Genomic DNA, 26,270 nt, shown 5'->3' with positions numbered 1-26,270 from the left:
GTCAAATTCCTCCGCGAAAGTGTTTCGTCACAGGACGGAGGAGTCGTGTCCACGTCCCTTCTGGACCCCAGCCCGGCGCGGCCCGAGGAGGACTCGTCGGAGCGATTCCGTACGGTCGGCGCGCCGACCGGGGAGAGAACTTCCACTGAGATCGGCGGTTCGGACCAACGCACCCGCCTGCCCGGTAGCCGGTTCTTCGGCAATACCTCGATCCGGACCAAGGTCATCCTGATCACGGTGGTTCCGCTGGTCGCGATGTTCGTGTTCTCCGGCGTGCTCGCGCGGTCGGTCATCGACGAAGCGCAGGCCGCGAACCGCATCCAGGACTACGCGCGGCTGGGCAACGAGTCGTCGTCGCTCGTCGACGTGCTGCAGACCGAGCGTTCGGCCGCGGCGGCGTACGTGACCACGCCCGGCCAGGGTGCCGAGGCCCCGACGCTGAAGAGCTTCACCGCGCACGCCCGCACCACCGACGAGGACCTGCGTCTGTTCCTCGCCGAGTACGAGCAGCTCGACGACGACATCGCCCAGCCGATCAGCTCCGAGTACGAGCAGGTGAAGCGCGGGTTCAGCACGCTGTCCCGCAACCGGGCCGCGGTGCTCGCCCAGGCCAGGCAGGGCAACGGCGTCCGGGTGGGCGCGGCCGTGACGATCTACGGCCAGCTCATCACCAGCCTGCTGCAGATGAAGGAGCGGCTCGCGGCCGCCTCGGCCGGCGACGAGACGCTGTCCAATCAGCTCACCGCCGTCGCCGCGTTCGCGAAGTACAAGGAAGCGGTCTGGCAGCAGCAGATCGTCGTGCGAACCGCGCTGGAGGACGGCAACAGCCAGTTCACCAACGACACGTTCGGTGCTTTCCGCGCCGCGGTTTCGGACGAGAGCGCCTACCGCGCCCAGTTCACGCTGAGCGGTACCCCGAAGCAGCAGGAGATCCGCAACAGCACCGTGACGCAGGAGCTGACCTATCAGCAGCTGCGTACCCGGGCCCAGAACGCCGGCCTCGGGAACAAGCTGTCGTTCAGCCTCGACACCTGGCTCGAGACCAGCGACCGCGAGAACAAGCTGCTCCGCTCGGTGGAGACGCGGATCAACGCGATCACGGTGCAGGCGGCCGGCGACTTCCGGTCCGACGCGGTGCGCAAGGCGATCGGCGTGATCTCGGCCGCGCTGGCCGCGTTGATCGTGGCGCTGCTGGTGTCGTTGGCGGTGGCCCGCTCGATGATCCGCCCGCTGGTGAGCCTGCGTTCCTCCGCACTGGAGGTGGCGTACCAGAGCCTGCCCGACGTCGTCCGCAAGCTGCAGGAAGCGGACTCGAAGACGGCGGAGCAGGCCTCGGCGGAGACCGTGGCCCACACCCTGGACGTGCGCTCCACCGACGAGATCGGCCAGGTGGCGCAGGCGTTCAACGCGATTCACCTGGAGGCGGTGCGGGTCGCGTCCGAGCAGGCGCGCCTGCGCCAGAGCGTCTCGGCGATGTTCGTCAACCTCTCCCGGCGCTCGCAGCTGCTGGTCGACCGGCTGATCCGGTTGATCGACGGTCTGGAGCAGGGCGAGCGCGACCCGGACCGGCTGGCCGAGCTGTTCAAGCTCGACCACCTGGCCACCCGGATGCGCCGGAACGACGAGAACCTGCTGGTGCTCGGCGGCGCGGACTCCGGTCGTAGCTGGTCCAAGCCGGCTCCGCTGGTGGACGTCCTGCGTGCGGCCGCGGCCGAGGTGGAGCAGTACACCCGGGTCAAGCTCGGCTCCGTCGACGACTCGGTCCAGATCGCCTCGGGCGCGGTGAACGACACCGTCCACCTGATCGCGGAGATCCTGGAGAACGCGACGTCGTTCTCGTCGCCGCGCACCGACGTGACCGTGGACGCACGCCGCGAGGGCAACCAGGTCGTGGTCGAGGTGATCGACCAGGGCATCGGGATGTCGCGGACGCAGCTCGCGGAGTTCAACGAGCGGCTCGCGAAGCCGCCGGTGTTCGACATCGCGGTCTCGCGGATGATGGGCCTGTTCGTGGTCGGCCGGCTGGCCTCCCGGCACGGCGTCAAGGTCATGCTGCGTGACGCCGCCGGCGGTGGTGTGCTCGTGATGATCACGCTGCCGACCGGGGTGCTGCACGGTGACCAGCAGCCGAACGGGCCGCGTGACGTCTCGATGCGCCCGGTCGAGCGGGTCGTGTCGGAGCGGGTCGACCGGCCCGAGCCGCGGTCGTACGTGCCGACCGGTGGCTTCGGCGGGCCGACGGCCTACCAGTACGACGCCCAGAACGGCGCCCACTCGACGACGTTCCACAGCAACGGGTCGGCACCGTCCCCGGCCCCGGTGGAGCAGCCGGCTCCGCAGCGGCAGCCGGCGCCGGTGGCGCGGGCGGAGTCGTGGAACGGGTTCCAGACGGCCGCCGAGCGGCGTGCCGCCGCGGCCGACGCACCGCCGTCCGCGGCGAACCGGACCGCCGAGGTCGTCGAGACTCCGCCCTCGGCGACCTCGGCCCTGGGGGGCACGTACACCTCGTACGGTGTGCCGATCGTCGACGCCACACCGGTCGAGCCGATCGAGGCCAGCTGGGCGCAGCCGACCCAGCCGCTGCCCACCCGGCCGCTGCGGGAGCCGTCGCTGCCGAGCCGGGCGGAGTCCCGTCCGGAGCCGATGCTGCCGGTGCGCCCCTCCGAGGGGCAGCCGCTCCCGACCCGGTCGCCGTTCCCGGACCGGCCGGTTCCGGCGCAGGCGCTGGCGCCGTTGCCGGTGCACGCGCTGCCGGTTCAGCCGGAGCCGGCTCCCGACCCGACGATCGAGATGCCGCTGCCGATCTTCGAGGCGACGGAGAACGACTGGTTCCGGGTCCGGAACCTGCCGCGCGTCCCGGAAGCGGCGGGAGTGCAGCCCCCGGCACCCCGGGTGCACGTCACGGTGGGCGAGACCCCGCTGACCCATCACGCCAACGGCACGACGCTCGTCGCGCCGCCCGTGCGCCAGGCCCCGCCCGCTCCGGCGGTCCCGGCCACCCCGTCGGTGCCCGGGCGACCGATCGTGACCACGGCACCCGCGGTCCCGGCCGCACCGATGGTGCCGGCGGCGCCGGCGGCGCCGCTCAAGGCGTCGGAACCGATCGAAAGCTGGAAGTCGCCGGCCGACGCCGGTTGGCGGGCCGCGCAGGCGGCCGCGGAAACCCAGCCGACCAGCACGACGTCGTCGGGGCTCCCGAAGCGCGTCCCGATGGCGCACTACGTGCCCGGCAAGGTGGAGCGCTCCGAGGCTCTTCCCGCCACTCGCCGTTCACCCGAGGCGGTGCGAGGCGTTCTGTCCAGTTACCGCAGTGGTCTCGAGCAGGGCCGGCAGGCCGGCGGCCCCGCAGAGACCGGCTCCAAGGAGGAAATGTGAGCTCGCTGAGCCACGATGCGCAGAACCTGAACTGGCTGGTGGGCAACTTCGCCAACCGCGTTCCCGGTATCGCACACGCGGTCGCCGTCTCGGCCGACGGACTTCTGCTCGCGGTCTCCGACGGCCTGCCGCGCGACCGGGCCGACCAGCTCTCCGCGATCGCCTCGGGTCTGGTGAGCCTCACGCACGGCGCGGCGATGTGCTTCGAAGGCGGCAGCGTCAGCCAGACCGTCGTCGAGATGGACACCGGCTTCCTGCTCGTCATGTCGATCAGCGACGGCTCGTCGCTGGCGGTGCTGGCCTCCCGCGCCTGCGACATCGGCCAGGTGGGGTACGAGATGGCGCTGCTCGTCGAGCGTGTCGGCCAGGTGCTGACGCCGGCGTTGCGCTCCGAGCTGCACACGTCGCTGGCGCTGTGAGGGAGGGATCGGCATGGACATGACCAGCCCACGGGCCACGTCGGCCAAGATCGTCGTCGCCGGTGGCTTCGGCGTCGGCAAGACGACGATGGTCGGTTCGGTCTCCGAGATCCGTCCACTCACGACCGAAGCGATCATGACGATGGCGTCGGTCGACGTCGACGACACGACGGCGGTGGCCGGCAAGAAGACCACCACGGTCGCGATGGACTTCGGCCGCATCACGATCGACGAGGAACTGATCCTCTACCTGTTCGGCACCCCGGGCCAGAACCGTTTCTGGTTCATGTGGGACGAGCTGGTCCGCGGTGCGATCGGCGCGGTCGTGCTCGTCGACCCGCGCCGGTTGGCGGACTGCTTCTCGGCGGTCGACTTCTTCGAGCAGTGCGGCCTGCCGTACGTCGTCGGTGTGAACTGCTTCGACGGCGTGCAGCCGAACACCATCCGCGAGCTGCGTGAAGCGCTGACGATCAAGCCGGAGGTGCCGATCCTCACCTGCGACGCCCGTCGGCGGGACTCCACCAAGCAGCTGCTGATCGCGCTGGTCGAGTACGTGCTCCGGTCGCGGGGCACCGCTCCGCTGCACGCACCGGTTGCGCTGACGTGAGGGCCTTACGCGTCACCGCAGCCCTGATGGCCCTGGTGCTCGCCGCGGCCGCGTGCAACAGCAAGGACAACGGTTCGGACAACACCGAGGCCGGCGGGGAGTTCACCCCGCCGAAGCTCCCGGTGCTCGAGCAGGTCGGCGCGGGAGAGGGCGCGCTGAGCGTGCTGTCCTGGGCGGGCTACGCCGAGGACGGCAGCACCGATCCGGCGATCGACTGGGTCACCCCGTACGAGGAGGCGACCGGCTGCCAGGTGTCGGTCAAGGTCTTCAACACGTCCGACGAGGCCGTGACGCTGATGAAGACCGGGAAGTACGACGTCATCTCGGCGTCGGGTGACGCGTCGCTGCGGCTCATCGCCGACGGCGACGTCGAGCCGGTGAACACCGACCTGGTGCCGAACTACAAGGACATCTACGGCTTCCTGAAGAAGCAGACGTGGAACAGCGTGAAGGGCGTGCCCTACGGCATCCCGCACGGCTGGGGCGCGAACCTGCTGATGTACCACCAGGACAAGGTGAAGCCGGCGCCGACGTCGTGGTCGGCCGTCTTCGCGCCGCCGCTGTCGGTGGTCGGCAAGGTGACCGCGTACGACTCGCCGATCTACATCGCCGACGCGGCGCTGTACCTGATGAAGCACCAGCCCGACCTCGGCATCAAGAACCCGTACGCGCTCGACGACACGCAGTTCGCGGCCGCGATCGCGTTGCTGGAGCAGCAGAAGTCGAGCGTGAGCGAGTACTGGAGCGACTACTCCGAGGAGGTCGCGGCGTTCAAGGCCGGCGACGCGATCGTCGGTACGGCGTGGCAGGTGATCGCGAACCTCACCGCGGCCGAGGGCACGAACATCAAGGCCGTGCTGCCCACCGAGGGTGCGACCGGCTGGTCGGACACCTGGATGGTGGGGGCGAAGTCGTCGCACAAGAACTGCGCGTACAAGTGGTTCGACCACATCGTCAGCCCGCAGGTCAACGCCCAGGTCGCGGAGTACTTCGGGGAGTCGCCCGGCAACGCGAAGTCGTGCGCGTACACCACTGATCCGAACCACTGCAAGACGTTCCACGCCGGCGACGCGTCGTACGCGCGGAAGATCTGGTACTGGACGACGCCGATCTCCTCGTGCCTCGACGGACGGACGAACGTCAGGTGCAAGGACTACGAGGACTGGGCTCAGGCCTGGACCACGATCAAGGGCTGAGGTCCGATGGTTCGCTCCCCACACGACGCCGAGACCGCGGTGCTGACCGCGGTGCCCGGCCGTCACCGCCGCGGCGGCGCTCCGGCCGAGCAGGCGATCTTCGTGGACCGGAGCGGACGGCGGAAGCGGCGTCTCACCTGGGTGCTGGCCCTGGCCGCGGTCGGTGGCCTGCTGTACACGGTGGCGCTGGCCGCCAGCATGCTCGGTGGTGTCGACGCGGACTCGGCGCTACCGATACCGGGGGAGTCGGCGGCACCCTCTCATCGCTCGCCGTCGGCTCCCCCGCCCTCCTCACCGGCCAGCAGCAGGTCACCGTCGGCCCGGGCCCCGCGCGGGCCGGCGCCGGAGGTGCAGGCTCCGGTCACCCGGTCCGCGCGGCCTTCGCCTTCCCGCAGCTCCTCACCGGCGGCCCCGCCGCCCTCGGTGGCGCCGACCACCGAAGAACCGGGCTCGTTCTTCTCGAGCCTGTTCCCCAGCCCCCGGGATTGACGGCCCCGGGTCCTGAGGCGTGCACGTTTTGGTGACGTGGAGCCCACCAAAGCGTGCACGCCTCCTCAGGCATCCCGCCGGAGCAGAGTCAAGCCACCGGCGGTCAACGCCACCACCGGGTACGCGATCAGCGCGCACACCGCACCGGCCACCCCCAGCGAGTAGTAGTCGTCGCCGGAGAGCTGAGCCGCCAGCGACGACGGCAGCACGCTGGAGATCCGGTGGTCCCAGGGGTCCGGCAGGTAGACCGCGATCACCGGCGCGACGAACAGCAGCCCGGCGACGGCCATCACCGCACCGGCCGACGAGCGCAGCGCGGCACCGAGCCCCACCCCGGTGAGCGCGGCGGCCAGGCACACGGCCACGTTCGCCGCCCCGGTTCCCACCATGTCGCCGGCCGACGTCCACGGGTCGATCGGCGTCGGCCGGTCACCGGCGATCTGCAGCGACAACACCACGGACATCCCGACGACGACGAGCGCCGCCGCCGACGCCAGCCCGGTGACCACGAGGGTCTTCGCTCCCAGCAGCCGCAGCCGGTTCGGCACCGCGGTCAGCGTCGTCGTGATCGAGCCGGTGCGGTACTCGGCGGTCACCGCCAGCACCCCCAGCACCCCGAGCACCAGCTGGGTCAGCGGACCCGAGATGACGGTCATGTCCGCGCTCTCGAACAGCGCCCGGTCGGCCGGGGAGGCCTCGTCCCAGGCCGACACCATCAGCGTGCCCGCGCCCCAGCACCCGGCGAGCAGCAGCCCGAGCGCGCCGAGCAGCCACCACGTCGACCGCACCGAGCGCAGCACGAGCCATTGGGACGAGACGACGTCAGACATGGGTGGCTCCCTCGGTGAGTCGGACGTAGGCGTCTTCCAGCGACGGGCCCAGCTCGGCCAGCGGCTCCTCCGCCAGCAGCCGGCCCTGCCCGATGATCACGACCCGGTCGGCGGTCCTGGCCATCTCGGACATGAGGTGGCTGGAGATCAGCACCGCCCGACCCTCGCCGGCCAGCCGCGCCGCGAGTGCGCGGAACCAGCGGATGCCCTCCGGGTCGAGGCCGTTGAGGGGTTCGTCGAACAGCAGCGCCTCGGGGTCGCCGAGCAGCGCGGCGCCGATCGCGAGCCGTTGTTTCATGCCGAGCGAGAGTGCGCGGACCCGGCGCTGGGCGACGTTTCCCAGCCCGACCTCGTCGAGCACGGCGTCGACGCGCCGGGCCGCGATGCCGTTGCTGCGTGCCAGCGCGAGCAGATGGGTGCGGGCGCGGAGACCGTCGTGCGTGGCGGAGGCGTCGAGTGCGGCGCCCACCACGCTGAGCGGGTGGCGGTAGGAGGGGTACGGCCGGTCGTGGACGAGCGCGTGGCCGGACGTCGGCCGGTCGAGTCCGAGGATGGCGCGCAGCGTCGTCGACTTGCCCGCGCCGTTCGCGCCGAGGAAGCCGGTGACCTGCCCCGGCGGCACGGTGAACGAGAGGCGGTCGACGGCGAGCGTACGGCCGTACCGCTTCGTGAGTTGGTCGATGCGAATCATGGTCTCCACCGTGGACGGTGTCGGCGCCGGGCGGATCGGACCAGAGTCGGGGCGCGGACGGCGGGGTCCGCCCCCGGGATGACATGCCCCGGTCGGATGTTTTCGTCGGGGGCGCTGGATACGGTCGGCCGGTGACTTCGGCGCTGCGCAGGGTGGTGCGCTCCCCACGCGTGAACGACGCGGTGCTCGTCGGCGTCGACGTCGCCGCGGCCGTGTTCTACGTGGCTCTGTACATCGCGTTCGGCACGTTCGACCCGGCCGACTTCCCGCCCGACCAGCCGCACTTCGGCGGGCCCACCTGGTTGGCCGTGCTGGTCGCGCTCGTGATCGGCGTCCCGGTCGCGGTGCGTCGCCGGTGGCCGGAGGCGGCCTGGGCGGTCTCGGCCGCCGGGCTCGTCACGGCCACGTTGCTCGACATCACGCTCGAGCCGTGGTTCCCGACCGCGACCGTGCTGTACGTGATCGCGCTGCGCTCCAGCTGGCGGTGGGTGGTCGGCGCGTTCGCGGCGACGCTGGTGTTCAGCGCGGGCACGTTGATCGCGTCCGGCGCCGAGGGAGGCACGCTGGCGTCCGCCGTCGCGGTGGCCACGTACGTGTGGTTCGTCAACGCCGGGTTCTGGGTCGCCGGGGTGGTCATGCGTGAGCGCCGGGCGGCCGCGGCCGAGTCCCGTCGCCGGGACGCGGAGCGGGTCGTCGCCGACGAGCGGCTGCAGATCGCCCGTGAGCTCCACGACGTGGTGGCGCACAGCATGAGCCTGATCGCGGTGCAGGCCGGCGTCGCGAACCACGTCGTCGCGCAGCGCCCGGAGGCGGCGCAGGACGCGCTCCGGGTCATCGAGGCCACCAGCCGGGGCGCGCTCACCGACATCCGCCGGCTGCTCGGCGTCCTGCGCACCCCCGATGCCGAGTTCGCGCCGACACCCGGCCTGGCGGACCTGCCCGCGCTGGTCGAGCTGGCGGTCGCGGGTGGGGTGCGCGTCTCGTCCGACGTGCGGGTGGATCCGCGCCACTATTCCGACGCCGTGCAGCTGGCCGCGTACCGCGTGGTGCAGGAGGGGCTGACGAACGTGGTCAAGCACGCCGGGCCCACCACGTGCCGGGTCGTGCTCTCGGAGGCCGGCGGCACCCTGCGGATCCTCGTCGAGGACGAGGGCCCGATCGCGCCGCATCCGCCGCCCGCTCCGAGCGGGCACGGCCTCGTCGGCCTCGGCGAGCGGGCGGCGCTGTTCGGCGGCGAGTTGGAGGCGGGCCCGCGCCCGGGCGGGCCGGGCTTCCAGCTCCTGGTCACCCTGCCCGCCGGCAGCACGGCGGCCGTCCCGTCGGCCGTCGCGTCGGCCGGGGAGGAGAGCGCATGAGCATCCGGGTGCTGGTGGTGGACGACCAGGCGCTGGTGCGAGGGAGTTTCCGGCTGCTGGTCGAGACCGCGGAGGGACTCACGGTGGTCGGCGAGGCGGGGAACGGCCTGGAGGCGGTCGAGCTCGCCGTGCGCCTGCGTCCCGACGTGGTGCTGATGGACGTCCGGATGCCCGAACTGGACGGGGTGGCGGCCACCCGTCGCATCTGCGAACGGGTACCCGGCGCGCACGTCCTGATCCTCACCACGTTCGACCTCGACGAGTACGTCTACGGCGCCCTCCGCGCCGGCGCCAGCGGATTCCTGCTCAAGGACGCCCCACCGGCCGACCTCCTGGCCGCGATCCGCGTCGTCGCGGGCGGCGACGCGCTCCTCGCCCCCACGATCACCCGCCGGATGATCGCCCGCTTCGCCGAGGCCGAACGCCCGCTCCCCACCCCGGCCCTCGACGGCGTCACCCCGCGCGAGCGCGAGGTACTGCTCCTGGTGGCGCGCGGCCTGTCGAACACGGAGATCGCCGACCGCCTGCACCTGAGCGCGGCCACCGTGAAAACCCACATCGGCCGCCTGCTCGACAAACTCACCGCCCGCGACCGCGCCCAACTGGTCATCGCCGCCTACGAGAGCGGCCTGATCACCGCCCGGAACACCTAGGGGCTGTTTGAATTGCTGGTCAGCGCAGCCATTCGTTGATCGCGGCGATCATCAGGGTGGTCAGGTAGCGGACGGCGAGCTTGTCGTAGCGGGTGGCCACGCCGCGGTATCGCTTAAGGCGGTTGATCCCGCACTCGACCGCGTGACGCTGCTTGTAGGTCTCGGGACAGAACGCGGGTGGCCGGCCGCCGTCGCGGCCGCGGCGTTTGAGGTGGCTGACCCGGTCAGCCGGTTCGGGGATCGTGGCGCGGATCCCGCGTCGGCGCAGGTAGATGCGGTTGGCGCGAGATCCGTAAGCCTTATCGGCCAGCACGCGTGTCGGCCGGGTCCGGGGCCTGCCTGCTCGTCCGGTGACGCGGATGGCGTCGAGGACAGGCTGGAACTGCGGGGCGTCGCCGGCTTGCCCGGCGGTGATCAGCAGCGCCTGGGGTCGCTGCCCGGCCTCGGCCGCGAGGTGGATCTTGGTGCTCAGCCCGCCGCGTGACCGTCCCAGGCCATGGTCGTTGGGCTCTGTGGAGCAGCCTCCGGGCGGTTGTTTTTGTTCAGTCCCCTTTTACGGGCGCCTGCGGCGTGCTGGTGGGCCCGGACCACGGTCGAGTCCACCGACACGTCCCAGGTGATCAGCCCACGCACCTGCGCCCGGGACTGCAGATCGGACACGATCCGCGCCCATGTTCCGTCGCGCTGCCAGTCCCGGAAGAGCCCATACGCGGTCTCCCACGGCCCATACCGTTCCGGCAGGTCCCGCCACGGCGCGCCGGTGCGGATTCGCCACCGGATCCCGTCGATGACCTGCCGCCGCGGACGCGGCGGCCTGCCACCCGGCTTCGCCGGCGGTAACACCGCCGACAGGACTTCCCATTCGGCGTTCGTCAGATCACCACGAGCCACACATCACCCAACGACCGAGACGCTTTTCAAACACGGCCTAGCCGCCGCGCTGGCCCGGCTGGCGGCGCTCGTCGCGTACGGGCGGGGCCGCGCGCTGCACCCGCACGCGGAGACGGCGGGCCGGTGGGTGTCGCTGCCGGTCAGGCCCGCAGCACCGACTGCGGGAACGTGAAGACGCCGTCGGGGTCGAAGTGGCGCACGGTCGTGCGCAGCCGGGGCAGGTTGGCGCCGTAGTAGGCGGTGGCCCAGTCAGTCTGCTGCGGATCGAGGTAGTTCACGTACGCGCCGGTGCCCACCAGGGGGCGCAGCGCCGCCTGCACGGCATTGACCGCGGGGCCGCCGTTCGCGCGACCGGTGTAGACCTGCACGGTGGCGTGGGCCCGCCGGTGGACGAACGCGGTGTCGCCGGGCGCGAGCGCCCCCACCTTGCCGCCGAGCGAATCGAACAGCAGCACCATCCCGGACTGGCGCCCGATCACGTCGACGACCGAGTTCGCCGTCGAGCGGTCGATCGGTTTCCCGACCACCCGGGACGTGGCGCGGAACGTCTCCCGGCGGAGCACCCCGCCGGCGGACTCGGGGCGGCACTGGGCCGCGGTCTTGCTCAGGCAGCCGCCGAACGACTTCATCGCGTCGAGGTAGTCGTACGTGTGCGTGGTGCGCGACGTCGGGGCCGCGCCGACCTCGGAGATCAACGCGTTCAACTGGGCGGAGAGCCCGGCGACCGCGCCGGTCCAGGTGCCGGTGACGCGGTTCGTCGGGGTGCCGGCCGCGGTCACGGCGCACAGCGCGGTCAACCGCTCCGGCGCCGCGGCCATCCACGCCGACCAGGCCGCCAGCACCCGCGCGCTGGACGCGGCCGGGAACCGCAGCGTGAAGATTGTGACGGCGGGCGCGGGCACGGTGTCGAACGTGAACTCGGTGACGATGCCGCTGTTCCCGCCGCCGCCACCGCGCAGTGACCAGAACAGGTCGGCGTCGCGGTTCGCGTCGACGGTGCGGACCTCGCCGTCGGCGGTGACGATCGTCGCCGCACGCAGGTGGTCGCAGGTGAGGCCGTACGGGCGGGCGACCACGCCGAGCCCGCCGCCGAGCGTGCTGCCGCCGACGCCCACGGTGGGGCACGAGCCGGCCGGCAGCGCACGGCCCCGCGCGGCCAACGCGGTGTAGACGTCGATCAACCGCGCTCCGGCGCCGACGACCGCGGTGCCGTCGTCCTTCACCGTGATCGTGTGGAACGCGCCGAGGTCGACGACGACACCGCGGTCGGGCGTGGAGTACCCGGGATAACTGTGACCGCCGGAGCGGGCGGCGAGCGGCACGCCCCGGCCACCGGCGCGGGTGATGCAGGCACGCACGTCGTCGACGTTCGCCACTTTCGCGATCGCCGCCGGCTTGCGGGTGCCGAGCGCGACGTTGAACGGCTGGGCGGCGGTGGTGTACCCGGCGTCGCCCGGAAGCAGCAGTTGGCCCGTCAACGCCGTGCGCAGACCGGGGAGGTCGAGGGCGGCCGTGGGGGACGCGGCGGCCGACGGGGCCGTGGTGGCGGTGCGCACCGCCTTGGTCTCGGTGCAGGCGGCCACGGCGGCGAGGCCACCCAGCGCGAGGAAACCACGGCGGGACAGCGCGGAACCGGTCACGGCCCCACTGTGCCACCCCCACGCACTCCAAGAAGTGCGAAATCAGGGGAATTGCGCGCCGCTAATCACTTTCCGTAATAGTACTGACGCGTAGCTGAGCAATAACGCGGTGAAGTGTTGTAACGCACCTCGCTGGAACCGGAATTCTCCTGAAAGCGCTCACCGGATGGTGTTTCATCGAGACAACGAGTAGTGCAGTAGATAACCGTTCGACGTGATGGGATCCATCGAATGCTTTTCGACCGGGCCCAGCTCACGGCCGCGCTACCCCAGTACGAGGTGGGAGCCGAGCTGGGTCGCGGAGGCTTCGGGCTGGTCATCGAGGGCCGACATCGGCGCCTCGGACGACCCGTCGCAATCAAGATTCTGACGATTTCCGGCCCGGATGTGGAACGGCGATTTCTCGCCGAAGCGCAAGTGATGGCCGTATTCGACCACCCGCATGTCGTCCGCGTGCACGACTACGCGGAAAGTGACGGTCTCTGTCTGATAGTCATGGAACACCTTCCGGGTGGCACGCTCACTTCGCGCATCGCCGAAGGGTTACGGCCCGAAGCCGCGTGCGCGATCGGTCTGGCGATCGCCGACGCGCTGCACGCGGCGCACCAGCGCGGCATCGTGCACCGGGACATCAAGCCGGACAACGTCCTGTTCGCCGGCGACGGGGCGGTCAAGGTCACGGACTTCGGCATCGCGAAGCTGTTCGAGGGATCGTCGATCACCACCGGGACGCTCGTCGGAACGCCGGCGTACGCCGCGCCCGAGCAGATCCTGGGTTCCCGGGTCGGGCCGGCCACCGACGTGTACGCCGTCGGCGGGCTGGTCTACCACATGCTCACCGGCCGGACCCCGTTCTCGCTCGACCTGCCGTTCTCGGCGATGTTGCACCACCACCTGAACATGCGGCCCGAGCTGCCGGCCGGGATGCCGCCGCAGATCGCCGCCGTCGTCGGGCAGGCGCTCGAGAAGGAACCGGCGGCGCGGCCGGAGTCGGCGAAGGCGTTCGCGTTGGCGCTCGCGACGGCGGCGGTGGCCGATTTCGGGTCGAGCTGGTCGGCTCACGCCGACACGCCACTGCGGGTGGACGACGACGTGCGCGCGGTGATGGCGATGACGACGCGGGGCGCGCAGGCCTCGCTGGCGACGCGGGTCCGGTCGACGCCGAGGCGGTCGCAGGCCGACGCGGCCTCGCTGCAGTTGCGGACGCCGCCGCCGGGGCATCTCGCGGTGCCGGAGTCCTATTCGTCGGAACCGCACCAGCCGGAGACGCCGAACCCGTTGTCGTCGTTCGGGCACGGGGTTCCTCCGGGTGGGTTGACGACGCCGGGGTTCGGCGGGCCGGGGGACGCGCGCCCGTTCGACGCCAACGCGTTCTTCGGTACGCCGTCGGAGACGTCGCCGCCGGTGACCCCACCGCCGGGAAGTGGATCGGGGCGGCATTCGGGGGGACCGGTGTCCGGCGCCTCACCGGTGGCCGGGTCGATGTCCGGGGCGCCGTCCCTCTCGGGTTTCTCCGCTCCGCCGGTGTCGGCGCCTCCGGTCGGCGGACCGCCGGTGTCGGGTCCGCCGGTCTCGGCCCCGCCGACGTCCGGTCCGCCGGCGTCCGACCCGCCGGCCTCCGGGGCGTACTCGGTGTCCGGTTCGCATCCCGTGCTGGGCTCTCCGCCGCCGGGGACCCGGACGCCGCCAGGATCCCGGACGCCGTCCGGGGTGCGGTCACCGTCGGGTTCGTACCCCGGGTACGACACGCCTCCGCCGTCGGCGGCCGGCCAGCCGCCGTACCCGTCCACCGGCGATCGACCGCCGTACCGCGGTGACGCCGGCTCGGGCTCGCACCGCGCGCTCGACCCGCAGCCGCCCTACGGGAACGACTCCGGGCCGGAGGCCCAGCCGCCCTACGGGAGTGACGTCGCGTCCGGGTTGGATCTGCGTCCGGCGCCGGGGGTGGAGCCCGGCACCGCGCGTAACTCGTCCGACGGGCCACCCCGTCGCGGCCGGGCCGAGCGGCGCAAGGAACTCCGCTCCCAGCAGCGCACCTCGCGCTCGCAATCGCACCCCGACGACGCCACCGAGGACGAAGGTGTCCCGCATCGGGTCGTCATCGTCCTGGCGATCGTGGTGCTCCTCGTGGCCGCGATCAGCATCGGCCTCGGCGCCGCACTGGGCTCGCTCACGAAATAGCGATCACGACTTTGCCGGCCGGGTGGCCCTCGGCCAGGTAACGCATGCACTCCGGCGCCTCGGCGAGCGAGTACGTCCGCGGGATCGCGGGTGTCAGCTCGCCGGCCGCCATCAGCCGGCCGAGCTCGACCAGGTCCTCGCCGCCCTCGCGCGCGACGACGCTGCGGACCCGGCGCCGGACGAACACCCCGGCGATCGGCCGCACCAGCTGCCACTGGAAGCCCTGCATCAACCGGCCCGGGTGGTCCTCGCCGCCCACCGACACCAGCGTGCCGCCCGGCACCAGCGCCTTGCGCAGCAGCGACAGCGGCCGGTTGCCGGCGCAGTCGACGATGACGTCGTACCGCGGCCCGCGCGCGTCCACTTCCTCGCGGGTGTAGTCGACGACCTCGTCGGCGCCGAGCGACGTCACCAGGTCGTGCTTCGAGGCGCCGCACACCGCGGTCACGCCGGCGCTGCGGAGGGCGGCGAGCTGCACCGCGAACGAGCCGACCCCACCACCCGCGCCGATCACCATCACGCGCTGCCCGGCGCGTACGCCGCCGCTGCGGACGGCCTGTAACGCGGTGGTGCCGGAGCAGCCGACGGTCGCGCCCTGCTCGAACGAGACCTCGGGCGGCAGCGGCGCGAGCAGACGCTCGGGCGCGACCGTGTACTCGGCCCAGCTGCCCGCGTTCGTGGTGCCGAACACCTGGTCGCCGGGGGAGAACCGGGTGACGGCCGAGCCGACCGCGGTCACCACCCCGGCGAAGGCCCGGCCCAGCACCTGGACCTTCGGGGCACGCAGGCCGATGACCGGCCGCACGACGAGGGGAAACCCGGTCATCATGTGCCAGACCCCGCGATCGTTGCTGCTGGCCCGGACCTGGACGAGCACCTCGTCGCCGGCCGGGGTGGGCGACTCGACGTCGCGGACCTGGAGCACGTCGGCGGAACCGTAGACGGAGCGGATGCACGCTTTCATGGCGTCTCCTCCGGGTAGTGGAAAACGTCGTCGAGGGGAACCGAGAACACGCGGGCGATGCGGAACGCCATCTCCAGTGAGGGCGAGTAGCGGCCCTGCTCGATGGCGATGACGGTCTGGCGGGTGACGCCGATGCGTTCGGCCAGGTCGGCCTGGGTCATCTCGCTGTTCGCGAAGCGCAGGGCGCGGATCGAGTTCGTGACCCGGGTCGGCTTCACCATCCCGGGAACGGGCGGTGGTAGATGACGACCTTGGCCACGGCGCCCAACACGGCGGCCAGCGCGAAGTTCAGGTAGATCACGTTGGCGATCCAGAACCAGTCCCACTCGGCCAGCGCCATGAGCAGGGCCGCGACGCCGCCGATCGCGACGAACGACTGGCCGATGTACTCGCCGAGCCGGCCGATCTCCTTGTCCCGGACGTCGGTGACGCGGGACGCGTTCGGCGTGACCATGCTGATCAGGATCTCCAGCACGATCGCCGCGACCATCGCGATGCCGATCGTGGACAGTAACGGCCCCGCGTAGGGCACGTCGACCAGTGTCCGCCCGTCGGCCCGGCGCAGGACCGTGACCACGTACCCCGCGTACGTGACGACGGTGACGACCAACGTGATCCACGCCCGTTTCTCGGTGAGCGTCACGACCGACCTCCGATGTAAAGCATTCTTGACACCTCCAATGTCAGGCAGAGCCGACATGATGTCAAGACTTCTTTACACGCTGTCGGACTGCCGACCAGCGGGCACCGTTCGGCCGAACAGCTGCTGTACACCCCGCGAACTCCGCCGTTCGGAGCAGAGATCGGGGGTGGACGTTGCCTAGCGTTCCGAACCGATGAAGACGATGGCCCGATCGCTCCGCACCGCTCTGCCGCCCCAGGGATGGCTCGTGCTCGGGGCGCTCTGCGTCCTCGCCGTGGTGCTGGCTCTGGTGACGAACGCCCAGTACGGTCCGGACTCGCGGATCTACCTGGCCTGGACCTACTGGTACCTGGGGCACCCGCAGGCCGAGGCCGCGCAGCTGTCCTACGACTACCTACGGGACGACCCCGGCCTGGCCACCTGTCTGACCTGCTGGCCGGCCGACTTCCGGGAGAGCTTCTTCACCGGCCCGTACGCCGCCGTGGTGGGCCCGCGGGTCCTGCTGCCGGTGCTCTCGGCACCGTTCGTGGCGCTGTTCGGGCCGGCCGGAATGCTGGTCGTGCCGATCGTCGGCTACGCGTTGACGATCCTCGCGACCGTGCTGCTCGCCTCCCGGCTGTGGGGGCCGCGGTGGGCGCTGGTGGCCGGCGCGATGCTGCTGCTCCCGGTCTACGTGTCGCGCTGGAGCGTCGTCGCGCACACCGAGGGACCGGCGTTCGCGCTGCTGGCGCTGCCCCTGCTGGTGCTCCCGCTGGCTCGCCGGGTGGGCCGCAAGCAGCTGGTCGTCTACGTCGCGCTGGTCTTCCTGGGCATGCTCAACCGGCAGTTCGCCATCGCGCTCCCGGCCGCGGTCGCGGCGGCGTGGCTGCTGGTGGCGGTCCGGGACCGGGCCTTCCGCAACCCCTGGCTCCCGTTCGCGATCTGGGGGAACGTCGTCGCGTTCGTCGTGCTGGCCGCGCAGATGGTGATCACACCGATGATCTTCGGCGGCGAGGACCTGTCGCTCCTGGAGAGCCTCGACGAGCTCACGCTCAAGTACTTCGGCACCAGCGGGATCGCGGCGATCCCCGAGGTCACCTGGAACATCGTCCGGTCCGACCTCTTGGCCGTGCGGTACGACCTGGCGCTGGTGGCGCTGCTCGCGGCGTCGGCAGTGGCCGTGGTCTGGCGGTTCCGAAGTGAGCTCTCCGCACTGGCCGCCGGCGCGTTCTTCGTGGTCAGCGCGTTCAACGTGATCGAGTTCTGGCCGGCCGCGTTCCGCTACCACGCGCCGATCGTGCCGCTGCTGGTGCTGGCGGTCGTCGCGTTGATGGTCGACCTGTGGGGGCCAATCCGGCGGCGGCCCTCCCGCTCGACCGAGGCCGGACCGCGCGAACCGATCGCGCTCGAACAGGACGTGCGACGGATCGGACGGATGCCGACGCACGCCTGGGTCACGGTCGTGAGCCTCGCGGCGCTGGTGCCGGTCGTGCTGTCGTACCGGATCTGGCACTTCTACTCGGCGAGCACGTACCACCTGGGCTGGTCGTACCGGGCCCTCGGTTTCTCGCCGGACGAGGCGGCGATACGCACCCGCGCCGAGCTCTACGACAAACCGTTCGCCGCGACGTTCTGCGGCCGCGACTCGTGCTTCGGTGTCGGCTCGGACTGGCTGTTCGGGCACGCCACGTCGGCCGACCCGAACCTGGTCTACCCGGTGCTCTCGGCGCCGTTCGTCGCCCTGCTCGGTGACAAGGGCCTGATCGTCGTCCCGGTGCTGTCGTTCTTCGCCGCGGTCGGTCTGCTGACGTGGTTCGCGGTCGCGCGCTGGGGTGCGCTCGTCGGCACCGTCACCGCGGTCGTGTTCCTGGTCTGCGACCAGATCGTCGCGTCGTCGCTGACCGGCACGGCCGACATGCTCGCGCTCGCGCTCGGCTGCGCGCTGCTGTTCACGTTGCCGCTCGACGGCCGACGCGGACGTCGGGCCCTCGTCGCCTTCGCGGTGCTCACCGCGTTGCTGCTGGCCGGCCGGGCACCGGCGATGGCGTTCGTGGCCGCGGTCGTAACCGTGTGGGCGGTCACGGCCGTGCGGAAACGCTCCGTGCGCAACGCCTGGCTGCCCTACTCCGCGGTCGCGTCCGGGCTCGCGGTCGGGCTGGTCGCGCTCGGGCAGGTCGCGACGATCGCCGACGCGCGGTACCTCGGAAGCCTCGGGAAGGGCCTGGGCGCGCTGCTCCGGATCGACGGCACGTACCTGGCCGAGGACGCCGTGCTCTGTTCGGTGCTCGTGCTCGCCGTGGCCGGTTCGTCGCTGCGTGCTCTGCGTGACCCGATGGCGGCGTTGGCGCTGGGGGGCATCGTGGCCGCCGTGCTGCTCGAGGTCGCGAGCGGGACGCCCTCCGGGGCACGCGCGTTCAGTCCGGTCTTCCCGCTGATCCTGCTCTCGGCGATGGGGACGCTCGTCCGGCTCTTCGACGGCCTGAGCCCGTGGAACATCCCCGTCCCCGACGAACCGGATGAAGCGCTAGCAACAGTGCCAGAGCCGGTGCCTGCCGCATAGCGCCGGAAATGCCGTTAATACTGCTATCGTCCCGCGCGTTGCACCCCCTCCGCGGTCGGACGACGGCAGGCACGCGCACATGGACGAGAACGGCGACCTCCACGACGAACGACGGCTCGCGGCGGTCGACCGTGCGGCGGCGATCCTCTCCGGAGTACCGCTCTCGATGGACGCCATCGCGGGCGCGGCGGCCAACGTCACGGGCGCGCCGATCGGCGTCGTCTCCCTGGTCGACGGCGAGTGGGACCGGCTGGTCGGACTGCACGGCATCGGTGGCGTGTTCGCGCTCACCCGGCGGATCGCGGTCGCCGACTCCCTGTGCCGCAGCGTGGTGGCCTCCGGCGAACCGGTCTGGCTCGCCGACACCGCCGACGATCCGGCGGCGGCCAGGGCCGCGGTGGTCTCGTACCTCGGCATCGGTGCGTTCGCCGGGGTGCCGCTGCTCGGATCGGACGGTGCGGTCGTCGGCAGCGTCTGCGCGCTCGATCACGGCCCGCGGTCGTGGACCGTGGCTCAGCGTGCCGCGTTGTCCGGCGTCGCGACGACGGCCGGACTGCTGCCCGGCGTCGCGGGAATGGCCGCCGAGCTCACGGTCAACCTGCTCGACCTCGTCCCGCTGCTGGACGCGTTGGCCGAAGCGTTCCTGGTGGTCGACGGCGACGGCGCGATCCTGGCCTGGAACGCGGCCGCGACCGGCACGTTCGGCTGGACCCGGGACGAGGTGCTCGGCACCCCGCTGCACCAACTGCTGTTCCCCGACCGCGACGCCGTGACGATCCGCGCGATCCTGGCGACGCTGTCCGCGTTGCCGTCCGAACGGCGCGGCGCGGTCCGTCGCCAGACGATGTGGGCGACGACGAAAGCGGGACGGCGGATGCCCGTCGACGCGTCGATCCGCGCGGTGTCCGGAGCCGGTGGCACCCGGATCTGCGTCTCGCTGCTCGACGCCTCGGGCCGGTTCGACGCCGAAGCCGACGCCGACCGGCGCGAAGGCCTGCTGCAGGCGGTGCTGAACAGCCTCACCACGGCGGTGTACGTGTGCGACGCGAACGGCCGGCCGCTGTTCGGCAACCCGGCGCTGCTCGACGTCATGGAGGCGAAGCCGACGTCGCTCGCCGAGGCCGCGCTGCGGTTGCGCCAGTACCTCTCCGGCCCGGACGGCACCGTGCTGGACCCGGCCGACTACCCGAGCGCACGGGCGCTGGCCGGGGAACACGTGCGTGACGCCCCGATGGACTTCCACGTCCCGGGGAGACCGGTGCGGCGATTCCTCGCCAACGCCGAGCGGATCGTCGTCGGCAACGGCGCGGAGGGTGCGGTCGTGGCGCTACGGGACGTCACGGTCGCCAGCCAGGACCGCGTCCGGCGCGCCTGCGAGCTGGCCATCGCCCGGCTGCTGCTGCGCTGCGGCTACTCGGCCGAGGTGGCGCAGCGCCTGGTCGGTGCGGTCGCGGACGCGCAACCCGGCAGCCGCGTCCGGCTCTGGCTCGTCGAGGACGCCGAGCTCCGGCTGGTCGCCGACTCCTCCGGGGAGTCCCGACCGGCCGCGGTGCGCCGGGGCGAGAGCCGGGTGGGCGCGGCCTGGGACACCGGAGCGGCGGCGTTCGACCACGGCACCGGCGTCGCGGTGCCGGTACCGGGTGCCGACGGCGTCCTCGGGGTGCTCGACGCCGAGCCGGCCGACGGCGAGGCCGAGCCGGACGCGCTGGCCGCGCACCTGTCCCGGATCGCCGCCGACCTCGGTCACCACATCCACGTGCACCGCCAGGATCAGCCCAGCTGAGCCTTCAGGAACGTCAGCGCCCGCTCGACGTCGACCGGGCCGCCGCCCTCGTGGCCGTTGTAGTCCCAGGTCAGTACCTCGCACGGAGCCGGGTACGCGTTGATCGCCGCGTACACCGTCGACGGCGGGCAGACCGGGTCCATCAGCCCGACCGAGATCAACGCCGGTGCGCTCGCGCGCGAGACCATGTTCACGCCGTCGAAGTACGAGAGCGTGCGGTGCGCCCGGGCCACGTCCTCGCGGTGGGTGGCCAGGTAGTCGGCCACCTCGCGGTACGGCTGCGCGTCGGTGATGCGTGTCGCCCGCGGGAAGTCCGACAGGAACGGCACGAACGCCAGCGCCGCGCGGACGTCGTTACGCAGCCCGGCGACGGCCAGCGTCAGCGCGCCGCCCTGGCTCCGCCCGTGCACCGCGATGCGCTCGACGTCGACCTGCGGCAGCGCGCGGGCGGCGTCGACCGCGCGTACGGCGTCGGTGTAGAGGCGCCGGTAGTAATAGGTCGACGGGTCCTCGATACCCCGGGTGACGAACCCCGGGATCTGCGGACCGGACGCGGCCGAGTCCGGCGTGTGGCCGACGCTCCACCTCGAGCCCTGGCCGCGGGTGTCCATGTACAGGTGCGCGTAGCCGGCCGACGCCCAGGTCAGGTTGTCCAGCACGTGCCCACGGCCGCCGCCGTACCCGATGTACTCGACCACCGTCGGCAGCGGCCCGGACGCCCCGGCGGGCACCCGCAGCCAGGCCCGGATCCGCTCACCGCCGTACCCGGCGAACGCCACGTCGTAGGTGTCGATCGTGGTGAGGCCGGTCTCGACGAGTTCCGCCGACACGTCGACGTCGTGCTGCCGGGCCTCGGCCAGCGTGGTGTCCCAGAACTCCTCGAAATCGTCCGGTCGCGTCTGGCTGCTGCGGTACGAGATCAGCTGGTCGAGGGGTAGATCGGTCAGCACGGACGCTCCTTGCGGGGATAACGGGTTTCGATGCCGTCCAACATGATGTCGATCGTCAGCGCGAACAGTGCCGACGAGGTCTGCGGTTCGGTGCGCTCGGCCAGCGCGGTCACCGTCGGGTACTCGTCGGCGGGCAGTGCCGCGTACACCTCCGGGCGCAGCGGGCCGGGCCGCTCGATGGCACCCGCGAACGCGGCGTGGCCCAGCGCGGTCGTGACGATCACGGTGTAGATCGGCTGGACGTCGACCGGGTGGAAACCGAAGTCGAGCATCCGGCGCAGGCTCGCCTCGCGTCCGGCGACCGCGTTCGGCCCGAGCAGCGGCGTCCGCAGCACGACCGGCAGCAGGTGCGGGTGCGCGATGAGCGTCGACCACAGCAGGTTGGCCTGGTTGGCGAAGTCCTCGCGCCAGGTCGGTTTCGGGGTGCCGAACTCCACCTCGCCGAGGACGTGGTCGACGGCCTCGACCAGCAGCTCCTCGCGGTTGGCGACGTGCCGGTACAGCGACGCGGCCCCGGTGCCGAGATCGTCGGCCAACCGGCGCATGGTCAGCGCGCTCAGCCCTTCGCCGTCGACGATCACCAGCGCGGACCTGGTGATCTGTTCGATCGTCAAGCCGCCCTGGCGGTGACGGCGCCGGTGCCGTGCGGCGCGGCGGTCCTGCCACCACGCCGCGCTTCCGGCCCGCCCGATCTCGGTCGCGGAGCTCATTGGCTCATCTTGACGCATCGAGCAATCGACCTATTATTACGCGAACGTTGTTCGCATTGGAGTTGTTCGCATGTCCAGGTCACACGAAGGCACGCTCGCCGGCTGGCAACTGGCCATCGTCGCCACGATGAGCCACGCACCGCTGCTGGTGGCGTGGGTCGCGATCCCCGGCGCCTTCCAGTTCGGGCACGTGGTCGCGATGCCGCTGGTCTACGTGCTCGGCGGTGTGGCGCTGCTCTGTGCGGCGCTGGCCTTCACCAGCATGGCCCGCCGGGTACGGCACCCGGGTGGCCTCTACGCGCTGGTCTCCGTCGGGCTCGGCCCGACGCTCGGGCTCGGCGTCGCCGCGGTGGTGCTCGTCTCGTACCTGGGGTCGCTCGTCTCGCTCTACGCGGTGTTCGCGCTGACGCTCTCCGGCCTGTCGGTCGACGTCCTGGGCGTCGACCTGCCCGGTGAGGCCGCCGCGTTGATCGGTGTCGTGCTCGTGTCACTGCTGAGCATGGTCCGGCTGCGCCGGGTGATCTGGCTGCTCGGTGGGCTGCTCGTCGCCCAGGCCGTCATCCTGATCTGGTTCGACGTGCGTGCGTTGCAACTGCCGATGCGCGACGGCGATCTCACCGCGCCGCTCGACCCGGGCTGGCTGTTCAGCGGGTCGTTCGGCATCGCGCTGTGCTTCGCGGTCACCGCGTTCATCGGCCTGGACACCAGCCTCAACTTCATCCGCGACGTCCGCGCCCCCGGCCGCAACGTCCCGCGCGCGGCCTACCTGGCGGGGATCATCATGACCACCGCGTCGGCGTTCAGCGCGTGGGCGGTCAGCGCGGCCACCAGCGGCCAGGCCCGCGCCGCCGTCGCGCCCGACGACGTCGCCACCACGACCGGCACCACCGGGCAGTCGCTGTTCACGCTGATCGGCCGCATCGTCGGGCCCGAAGCGGCGCCGAACGTCGGGCGGCTGATCATGTTCACGCTCGTGCTCGCGGTCGTCGGCTGTGCGGTCGTGCTGCACAAGGCGGTCAACCGGCAGCTGTCCGGGCTGGCGCTCGACGGTGTGCTCCCGCCGGCGTTCCGGCTCGGTGCCCGCCAGGCCGGGCTCGTCCGCGCCGGCGTGCCGGCCCTCGCCGCGATCGGCGCGGTCGGGGTCGTCGCGAGCGGTGACCGCATCTACGCGCTCTGGCTCGGGCTGGCCAGCGGGCTCGGCATCACCGGCGCGCTCGCGCTGACGTCGATCAGCGCGCTGTTCTGGTTCCTCCGCAGCGACGAGGACGAGACCGACGTCGGCGGCTGGGAGCTGCGCGCGGTGGCCGGCGCGGTCGCCGCGGTCGTGACCGGCTTCGTGTTCGTCTTCGGCCTGCTACGCCTGTCGTCGGTGTTCCCGCCCGCCGGTGGCCGCCCCTCGTGGCTGCTCGCCGCGCTGATCGGGACGGCGTTCGCCGCCGGGGTCGCGTGGGCGCTGGTGCTGCGGGCCCGCCGCCCGGCCGTCCACGCCGGGATCGGCCGCCCGGAACCCGACGCCGTTCCGCCGCTGGTCACCGAGCCCGTCCCGGTGCACGAGACCTACTCGTACCACCGCTGATCAGAAACCGCCGTGCACCTGCACGTCCGAGCTGCCGGCGCTCGCCGACGCCAGGTACGCGTCCTTGCCGGTGCTCCGCGGGCCGCCCGGGTCGTACTGACCCGCGAACGTGTAGCTGCCCGGCGCGATGGTGGCCCCGGCACGCAGCTGGAAGCGGTAGTAGAGCCACCCGGACTGCTCACGCGTCGTGATGACGAGCTTGTCCTTGGAGATCGTGCTCCAGTTGCCGATGGTCCGCACGTCGGACGAGAGCGCGACCCGGATCGTCACGTCGAGCGCGGTCATCTCGGTCTGGTTCTTGAGCGTGACCGTGCTCTGCGCGTAGTGGTCGTTGGTGTTGGGGTCCATCGAGCCGTCCGACCAGAGCCAGCCCCGCACGGGTGCGCTCCCGTCCGGGAACGTCTCGTTCGGGCGTGACGTCCCGGGCGACCGGCTCGTCCGGGGCGAGGAGGACCCGCGCGGGGACTCCGACCGCGCCGACGGTGACGCCGCGGACGGCGACGCGGCCGAGGGCGTCGACGTGGGCGGGGTCGGTTCGGCGGAGGCCTCGGTGGGTGCGGCCGCGGTCACCGGCGGGGGTGGCGCGCTGGCCGCATCGGGCTGCTCGTCGGCCCCGAATCCGCCGACGAGCCAGGCGCCGCTGACTCCCAGTGCCACGACGGCACCCAGGGCACCGGCGGCCGCCAGGGGGCGCAGGCCGCTGAAACCCCCGCGCCCGGCGGACCGGCGTCCGCCGGTGCCCGGCCTCCCGGTGCGGTACGGGCCGGGCGAGAACTCGGCGCGGTAGCGGCCGCTCGAGGCTTCGGCGCGGCGGCGTTCGATCCGGGCGAGCATCGCGTCGCGGTCGGGCTGGTGCTCGTCGGCCGCCGCGCGCAGGCGGAGGCGCAGTTCCTCCTCGCGGGGGCCCGGCGTCATCTCACGCCCCCGGTCGCGCCCCGGCGGCCACCGGCCGCGCTCCGGACCAGCGCGGCCCGTGGGTCGGCCGACCCGTCGGTGGCCGCGATCAACGCGGCGAGTTGCGCGGCCCCACGTGACGTCTGGCTCTTCACGGTGCCGACGGAGATGCCGAGGATGTCGGCGACCTCGCGCTCGGACACGTCGAACGCGTACCGCAGCACGACGCACGCGCGCCGGCGGTACGGCAGGCGGGCCAGCGCGGCCCGGACGTCGAGCGCGGCCGGGACGTCGGTCTCCGCGGTGCGCTCGTCGCGGCGGAACAGGCCGAGCAGACGGGCGCTGTGTTCCTCCAGCCCGTGCCGCCGGTTCCAGCTCCGGGCGACGTTGACGAGGACTCCGCGCGCGTAGGCCAGCGGGTCGTCCGCGGCGGTCACGCGGTCCCAGTAGCGCCAGATCTCGGCCAGTGCGTCGGCGGCCAGGTCGTCGGCGACGCTGCTGTCACCGGTGATCAGCGACGCCATGCGGGCCAGCTCTCCGTGGTGGGCTTCGAAAAAATTGTGGAAGGCGTGCTCGCGGGGCCGATCGAACACGCCTTCCACCTCCCACAGCGCTGCCGGGTGCGTAGTCAGCGCCTGGAAACAAATCGAATGTTAGCCACGGAAAATAGGCCGTCAAATCAATGGTGAGAATACAAAAAAAGGTTGCCGGGCGGCCATTTAAATGGGCCCTAAGTCAGTAGAAGGTCCAGATAAGACAACGCGGGCCGCCCCGGGATCGGGGCGGCCCGCGTGGAGTGCCGAACGTCAGGTGGTCTGGCTGATGGCCACCAGGAACAGCGCGGTCGAGATCACGAACGCCACCGCGCCGAGGATCAGACCGGCGAGCGCGAGCCCGTTGCCGGCCTTGGCCTGACGGCGGCTCAGAACGCCCAGCACGACGGCCACCGCACCGAGGATCCACCCGGCGATCGGCACCCAGCTGGCGACGAGCGCGAGGATACCGACGACCAGCGAGCCGATCGCGAGACCGTTACCGGTCGAGCGAGCCGGTGCGCTGTCGTAACCCATCTCGGGGTGTCCGGAGACGTTCGCCATGAGCTTCCTCCCCAGGGAGCTGTGCGTCGACTGTGTTGCTGCTGTGGTTCCCGGTTCCGGGCGCCGTTAACCACTCTCTAGAAAGGACGATCGATCAGGGCAGGTCACGGACCACGTGGATGGCCTGCTCCTCGGCCGAGGTGCCGCCGAACCCGCGCTCGTCGGCGATCGCGTCCTTCTCGTCGTCGACGTGGGCGCCCTCGTCCGGCTCGACCAGCCGGCCGGCCTGGTCGTCGATGTCCCGGTCGTAGACCGAGACCGGCGAGTCGGTGCGCGGGTCGAGGCCGTCCAGGGCCGCCGCGGTCTCCGGGTCCTCCGCCTCGGGCGCCACGCCGTCGATCTCGACTGCGACGTCGTCGGCGTCGAGGGGGCGCGCCTGCACCTCGGGGTAGTCGTCGCGCGGGCTGCCGCCGGTGTCCAGATCGGTCTCGTCGGTGTTGGTGGACTCCCACTCGGCCTCGGCTTCACCGACCGGGTCGGCCACGGTCGGAGCGTCGAGCTCCTCGATGACGTCGGGCACCTCGCGGCGCAGCCGGTCCTCCAGCGGTTCGCCCTCGCGCTGCTCCTCCGCCGTGGTGCCGAACTCGGTCGACGCGATCGGGCGGTCGGTCGGGAGAGCTGCCGCCGAGGGCCCGTCCGCCGCGCGGGCGGCGTCACGCTCCGGGTCCGCGAACGAATCGTCGTCGGCGTACCCCGGCAGCCCCTCGGCCTCGGGGTCGGTGACCGATTCGGCGAAATGTTCGGTGCTCATGGGTCCTCCGGGATCGTCGGGGTAGCTCGTTGAGTT

The 26,270-nt window shown here is 71.9% G+C and carries 24 protein-coding genes; 11 read left to right on the top strand and 13 right to left on the bottom strand.

The features are described from left to right. Window positions 1–45: 45 nt before the first annotated feature. From ABD437_RS08340 to ABD437_RS08320, 5 genes are read left to right on the top strand one after another with little or no spacing between them, the layout of a single operon-like run. Complete coding sequence (locus ABD437_RS08340; protein ID WP_344648145.1) at window positions 46–3,375, top strand: sensor histidine kinase; 3,330 nt, start codon at window positions 46–48, stop codon at window positions 3,373–3,375. After that, a complete protein-coding gene (locus ABD437_RS08335; RefSeq protein WP_035869809.1) occupies window positions 3,372–3,794 on the top strand; it encodes a roadblock/LC7 domain-containing protein in 423 nt (140 codons plus the stop codon). The genes ABD437_RS08340 and ABD437_RS08335 overlap by 4 nt, the downstream gene beginning before the upstream one ends. 13 nt (window positions 3,795–3,807) lie before the next feature. After that, window positions 3,808–4,401, top strand: coding sequence for a GTP-binding protein (locus tag ABD437_RS08330; protein WP_344648144.1), 594 nt, complete (start codon window positions 3,808–3,810; stop codon window positions 4,399–4,401). 26 nt (window positions 4,402–4,427) lie between these two features. After that, complete coding sequence (locus ABD437_RS08325; RefSeq protein ID WP_344648182.1) at window positions 4,428–5,597, top strand: ABC transporter substrate-binding protein; 1,170 nt, start codon at window positions 4,428–4,430, stop codon at window positions 5,595–5,597. 6 nt (window positions 5,598–5,603) lie between these two features. Next, complete coding sequence (locus tag ABD437_RS08320; protein WP_344648143.1) at window positions 5,604–6,086, top strand: hypothetical protein; 483 nt, start codon at window positions 5,604–5,606, stop codon at window positions 6,084–6,086. Window positions 6,087–6,151: 65 nt separating this feature from the next. Here the strand turns inward: ABD437_RS08320 and ABD437_RS08315 are convergent, their stop codons facing one another. Next, window positions 6,152–6,916: an ABC transporter permease gene (locus tag ABD437_RS08315; protein ID WP_344648142.1), complete on the bottom strand. Its 765-nt coding sequence runs from the start codon at window positions 6,914–6,916 to the stop codon at window positions 6,152–6,154. After that, window positions 6,909–7,607 (bottom strand): ABC transporter ATP-binding protein, encoded by a 699-nt coding sequence (locus ABD437_RS08310; protein ID WP_344648141.1) that lies wholly within the window; start codon window positions 7,605–7,607, stop codon window positions 6,909–6,911. The genes ABD437_RS08315 and ABD437_RS08310 overlap by 8 nt, the downstream gene beginning before the upstream one ends. A 131-nt stretch (window positions 7,608–7,738) precedes the next feature. On the opposite strand from ABD437_RS08310, the gene ABD437_RS08305 reads away from it, so the two are divergent. Both ABD437_RS08305 and ABD437_RS08300 read left to right on the top strand, forming a co-directional pair. Beyond that, window positions 7,739–8,962: a sensor histidine kinase gene (locus tag ABD437_RS08305; protein ID WP_344648140.1), complete on the top strand. Its 1,224-nt coding sequence runs from the start codon at window positions 7,739–7,741 to the stop codon at window positions 8,960–8,962. Further along, complete coding sequence (locus ABD437_RS08300) at window positions 8,959–9,615, top strand: response regulator (protein WP_344648139.1); 657 nt, start codon at window positions 8,959–8,961, stop codon at window positions 9,613–9,615. Before ABD437_RS08305 ends, ABD437_RS08300 begins: the two co-directional genes overlap by 4 nt. Before the next feature lie 19 nt (window positions 9,616–9,634). Here the strand turns inward: ABD437_RS08300 and ABD437_RS08295 are convergent. Then, window positions 9,635–10,506 (bottom strand): IS5 family transposase gene (locus ABD437_RS08295; protein WP_425558112.1). Its coding sequence is split into 2 segments (ribosomal slippage): window positions 9,635–10,122 and window positions 10,122–10,506, totalling 873 coding nucleotides; the frame shifts between segments, so codons are not numbered across the junction. A 140-nt stretch (window positions 10,507–10,646) separates the two neighbouring features. Next, complete coding sequence (locus ABD437_RS08290; RefSeq protein ID WP_344648138.1) at window positions 10,647–12,146, bottom strand: FAD-binding oxidoreductase; 1,500 nt, start codon at window positions 12,144–12,146, stop codon at window positions 10,647–10,649. Window positions 12,147–12,377: 231 nt separating this feature from the next. Here ABD437_RS08290 and ABD437_RS08285 point away from each other — a divergent pair, with 231 nt between their 5' ends. Then, on the top strand, window positions 12,378–14,327 hold the full coding sequence (locus ABD437_RS08285) for a serine/threonine-protein kinase (RefSeq protein ID WP_344648137.1): 1,950 nt from the start codon (window positions 12,378–12,380) through the stop codon (window positions 14,325–14,327). On the opposite strand, the gene ABD437_RS08280 is transcribed toward ABD437_RS08285, so the two are convergent. From ABD437_RS08280 to ABD437_RS08270, 3 genes are read right to left on the bottom strand one after another with little or no spacing between them, the layout of a single operon-like run. Continuing rightward, window positions 14,317–15,291: an NAD(P)-dependent alcohol dehydrogenase gene (locus ABD437_RS08280; RefSeq protein ID WP_344648136.1), complete on the bottom strand. Its 975-nt coding sequence runs from the start codon at window positions 15,289–15,291 to the stop codon at window positions 14,317–14,319. The two genes, ABD437_RS08285 and ABD437_RS08280, sit on opposite strands and share 11 nt — an antisense overlap. Further along, the gene (locus ABD437_RS08275) at window positions 15,288–15,512 is read right to left on the bottom strand and encodes a helix-turn-helix transcriptional regulator (protein ID WP_344648135.1); all 225 of its coding nucleotides are present in this window, start codon (window positions 15,510–15,512) and stop codon (window positions 15,288–15,290) included. Before ABD437_RS08275 ends, ABD437_RS08280 begins: the two co-directional genes overlap by 4 nt. Next, a complete protein-coding gene (locus ABD437_RS08270; protein ID WP_344648134.1) occupies window positions 15,506–15,934 on the bottom strand; it encodes a hypothetical protein in 429 nt (142 codons plus the stop codon). Before ABD437_RS08270 ends, ABD437_RS08275 begins: the two co-directional genes overlap by 7 nt. A 193-nt stretch (window positions 15,935–16,127) precedes the next feature. On the opposite strand from ABD437_RS08270, the gene ABD437_RS08265 reads away from it, so the two are divergent. Together ABD437_RS08265 and ABD437_RS08260 are read left to right on the top strand one after the other, a co-directional pair. Further along, entirely contained in the window at window positions 16,128–18,473 is a 2,346-nt protein-coding gene (locus ABD437_RS08265) for a hypothetical protein (protein ID WP_344648133.1), read from the top strand. Between the two features lie 79 nt (window positions 18,474–18,552). Continuing rightward, a complete protein-coding gene (locus ABD437_RS08260) occupies window positions 18,553–20,256 on the top strand; it encodes a PAS domain-containing protein (protein ID WP_344648132.1) in 1,704 nt (567 codons plus the stop codon). Here the strand turns inward: ABD437_RS08260 and ABD437_RS08255 are convergent. Together ABD437_RS08255 and ABD437_RS08250 are read right to left on the bottom strand one after the other, a co-directional pair. After that, window positions 20,244–21,206 carry an acetylxylan esterase gene (locus ABD437_RS08255; protein ID WP_344648131.1) on the bottom strand — a complete coding sequence of 321 codons (963 nt, stop codon included), beginning with the start codon at window positions 21,204–21,206 and terminating at the stop codon, window positions 20,244–20,246. The two genes, ABD437_RS08260 and ABD437_RS08255, sit on opposite strands and share 13 nt — an antisense overlap. Further along, complete coding sequence (locus ABD437_RS08250; protein ID WP_344648130.1) at window positions 21,200–21,916, bottom strand: TetR/AcrR family transcriptional regulator; 717 nt, start codon at window positions 21,914–21,916, stop codon at window positions 21,200–21,202. Before ABD437_RS08250 ends, ABD437_RS08255 begins: the two co-directional genes overlap by 7 nt. 70 nt (window positions 21,917–21,986) lie before the next feature. Here ABD437_RS08250 and ABD437_RS08245 point away from each other — a divergent pair, with 70 nt between their 5' ends. Continuing rightward, complete coding sequence (locus ABD437_RS08245; protein WP_344648129.1) at window positions 21,987–23,492, top strand: APC family permease; 1,506 nt, start codon at window positions 21,987–21,989, stop codon at window positions 23,490–23,492. Here ABD437_RS08245 and ABD437_RS08240 read toward each other — a convergent pair whose 3' ends face one another. The 4 genes from ABD437_RS08240 to ABD437_RS08225 form a co-directional block, all read right to left on the bottom strand. After that, complete coding sequence (locus ABD437_RS08240) at window positions 23,493–24,407, bottom strand: hypothetical protein (protein WP_344648128.1); 915 nt, start codon at window positions 24,405–24,407, stop codon at window positions 23,493–23,495. Then, window positions 24,404–24,988, bottom strand: a complete 585-nt coding sequence (locus ABD437_RS08235; protein WP_425558111.1) for a SigE family RNA polymerase sigma factor — start codon at window positions 24,986–24,988, stop codon at window positions 24,404–24,406. Before ABD437_RS08235 ends, ABD437_RS08240 begins: the two co-directional genes overlap by 4 nt. A gap of 204 nt (window positions 24,989–25,192) precedes the next feature. After that, complete coding sequence (locus ABD437_RS08230) at window positions 25,193–25,483, bottom strand: DUF4190 domain-containing protein (RefSeq protein ID WP_344648126.1); 291 nt, start codon at window positions 25,481–25,483, stop codon at window positions 25,193–25,195. Between the two features lie 94 nt (window positions 25,484–25,577). Next, a complete protein-coding gene (locus ABD437_RS08225; RefSeq protein WP_344648125.1) occupies window positions 25,578–26,234 on the bottom strand; it encodes a DUF5709 domain-containing protein in 657 nt (218 codons plus the stop codon). Between the last annotated feature and the right edge of the window lie 36 nt (window positions 26,235–26,270).

The organism is Cryptosporangium japonicum, assembly GCF_039524755.1.
GTDB classification, from domain to species: domain Bacteria; phylum Actinomycetota; class Actinomycetes; order Mycobacteriales; family Cryptosporangiaceae; genus Cryptosporangium; species Cryptosporangium japonicum.
This window is presented reverse-complemented; position numbering and strand designations above follow the sequence as displayed.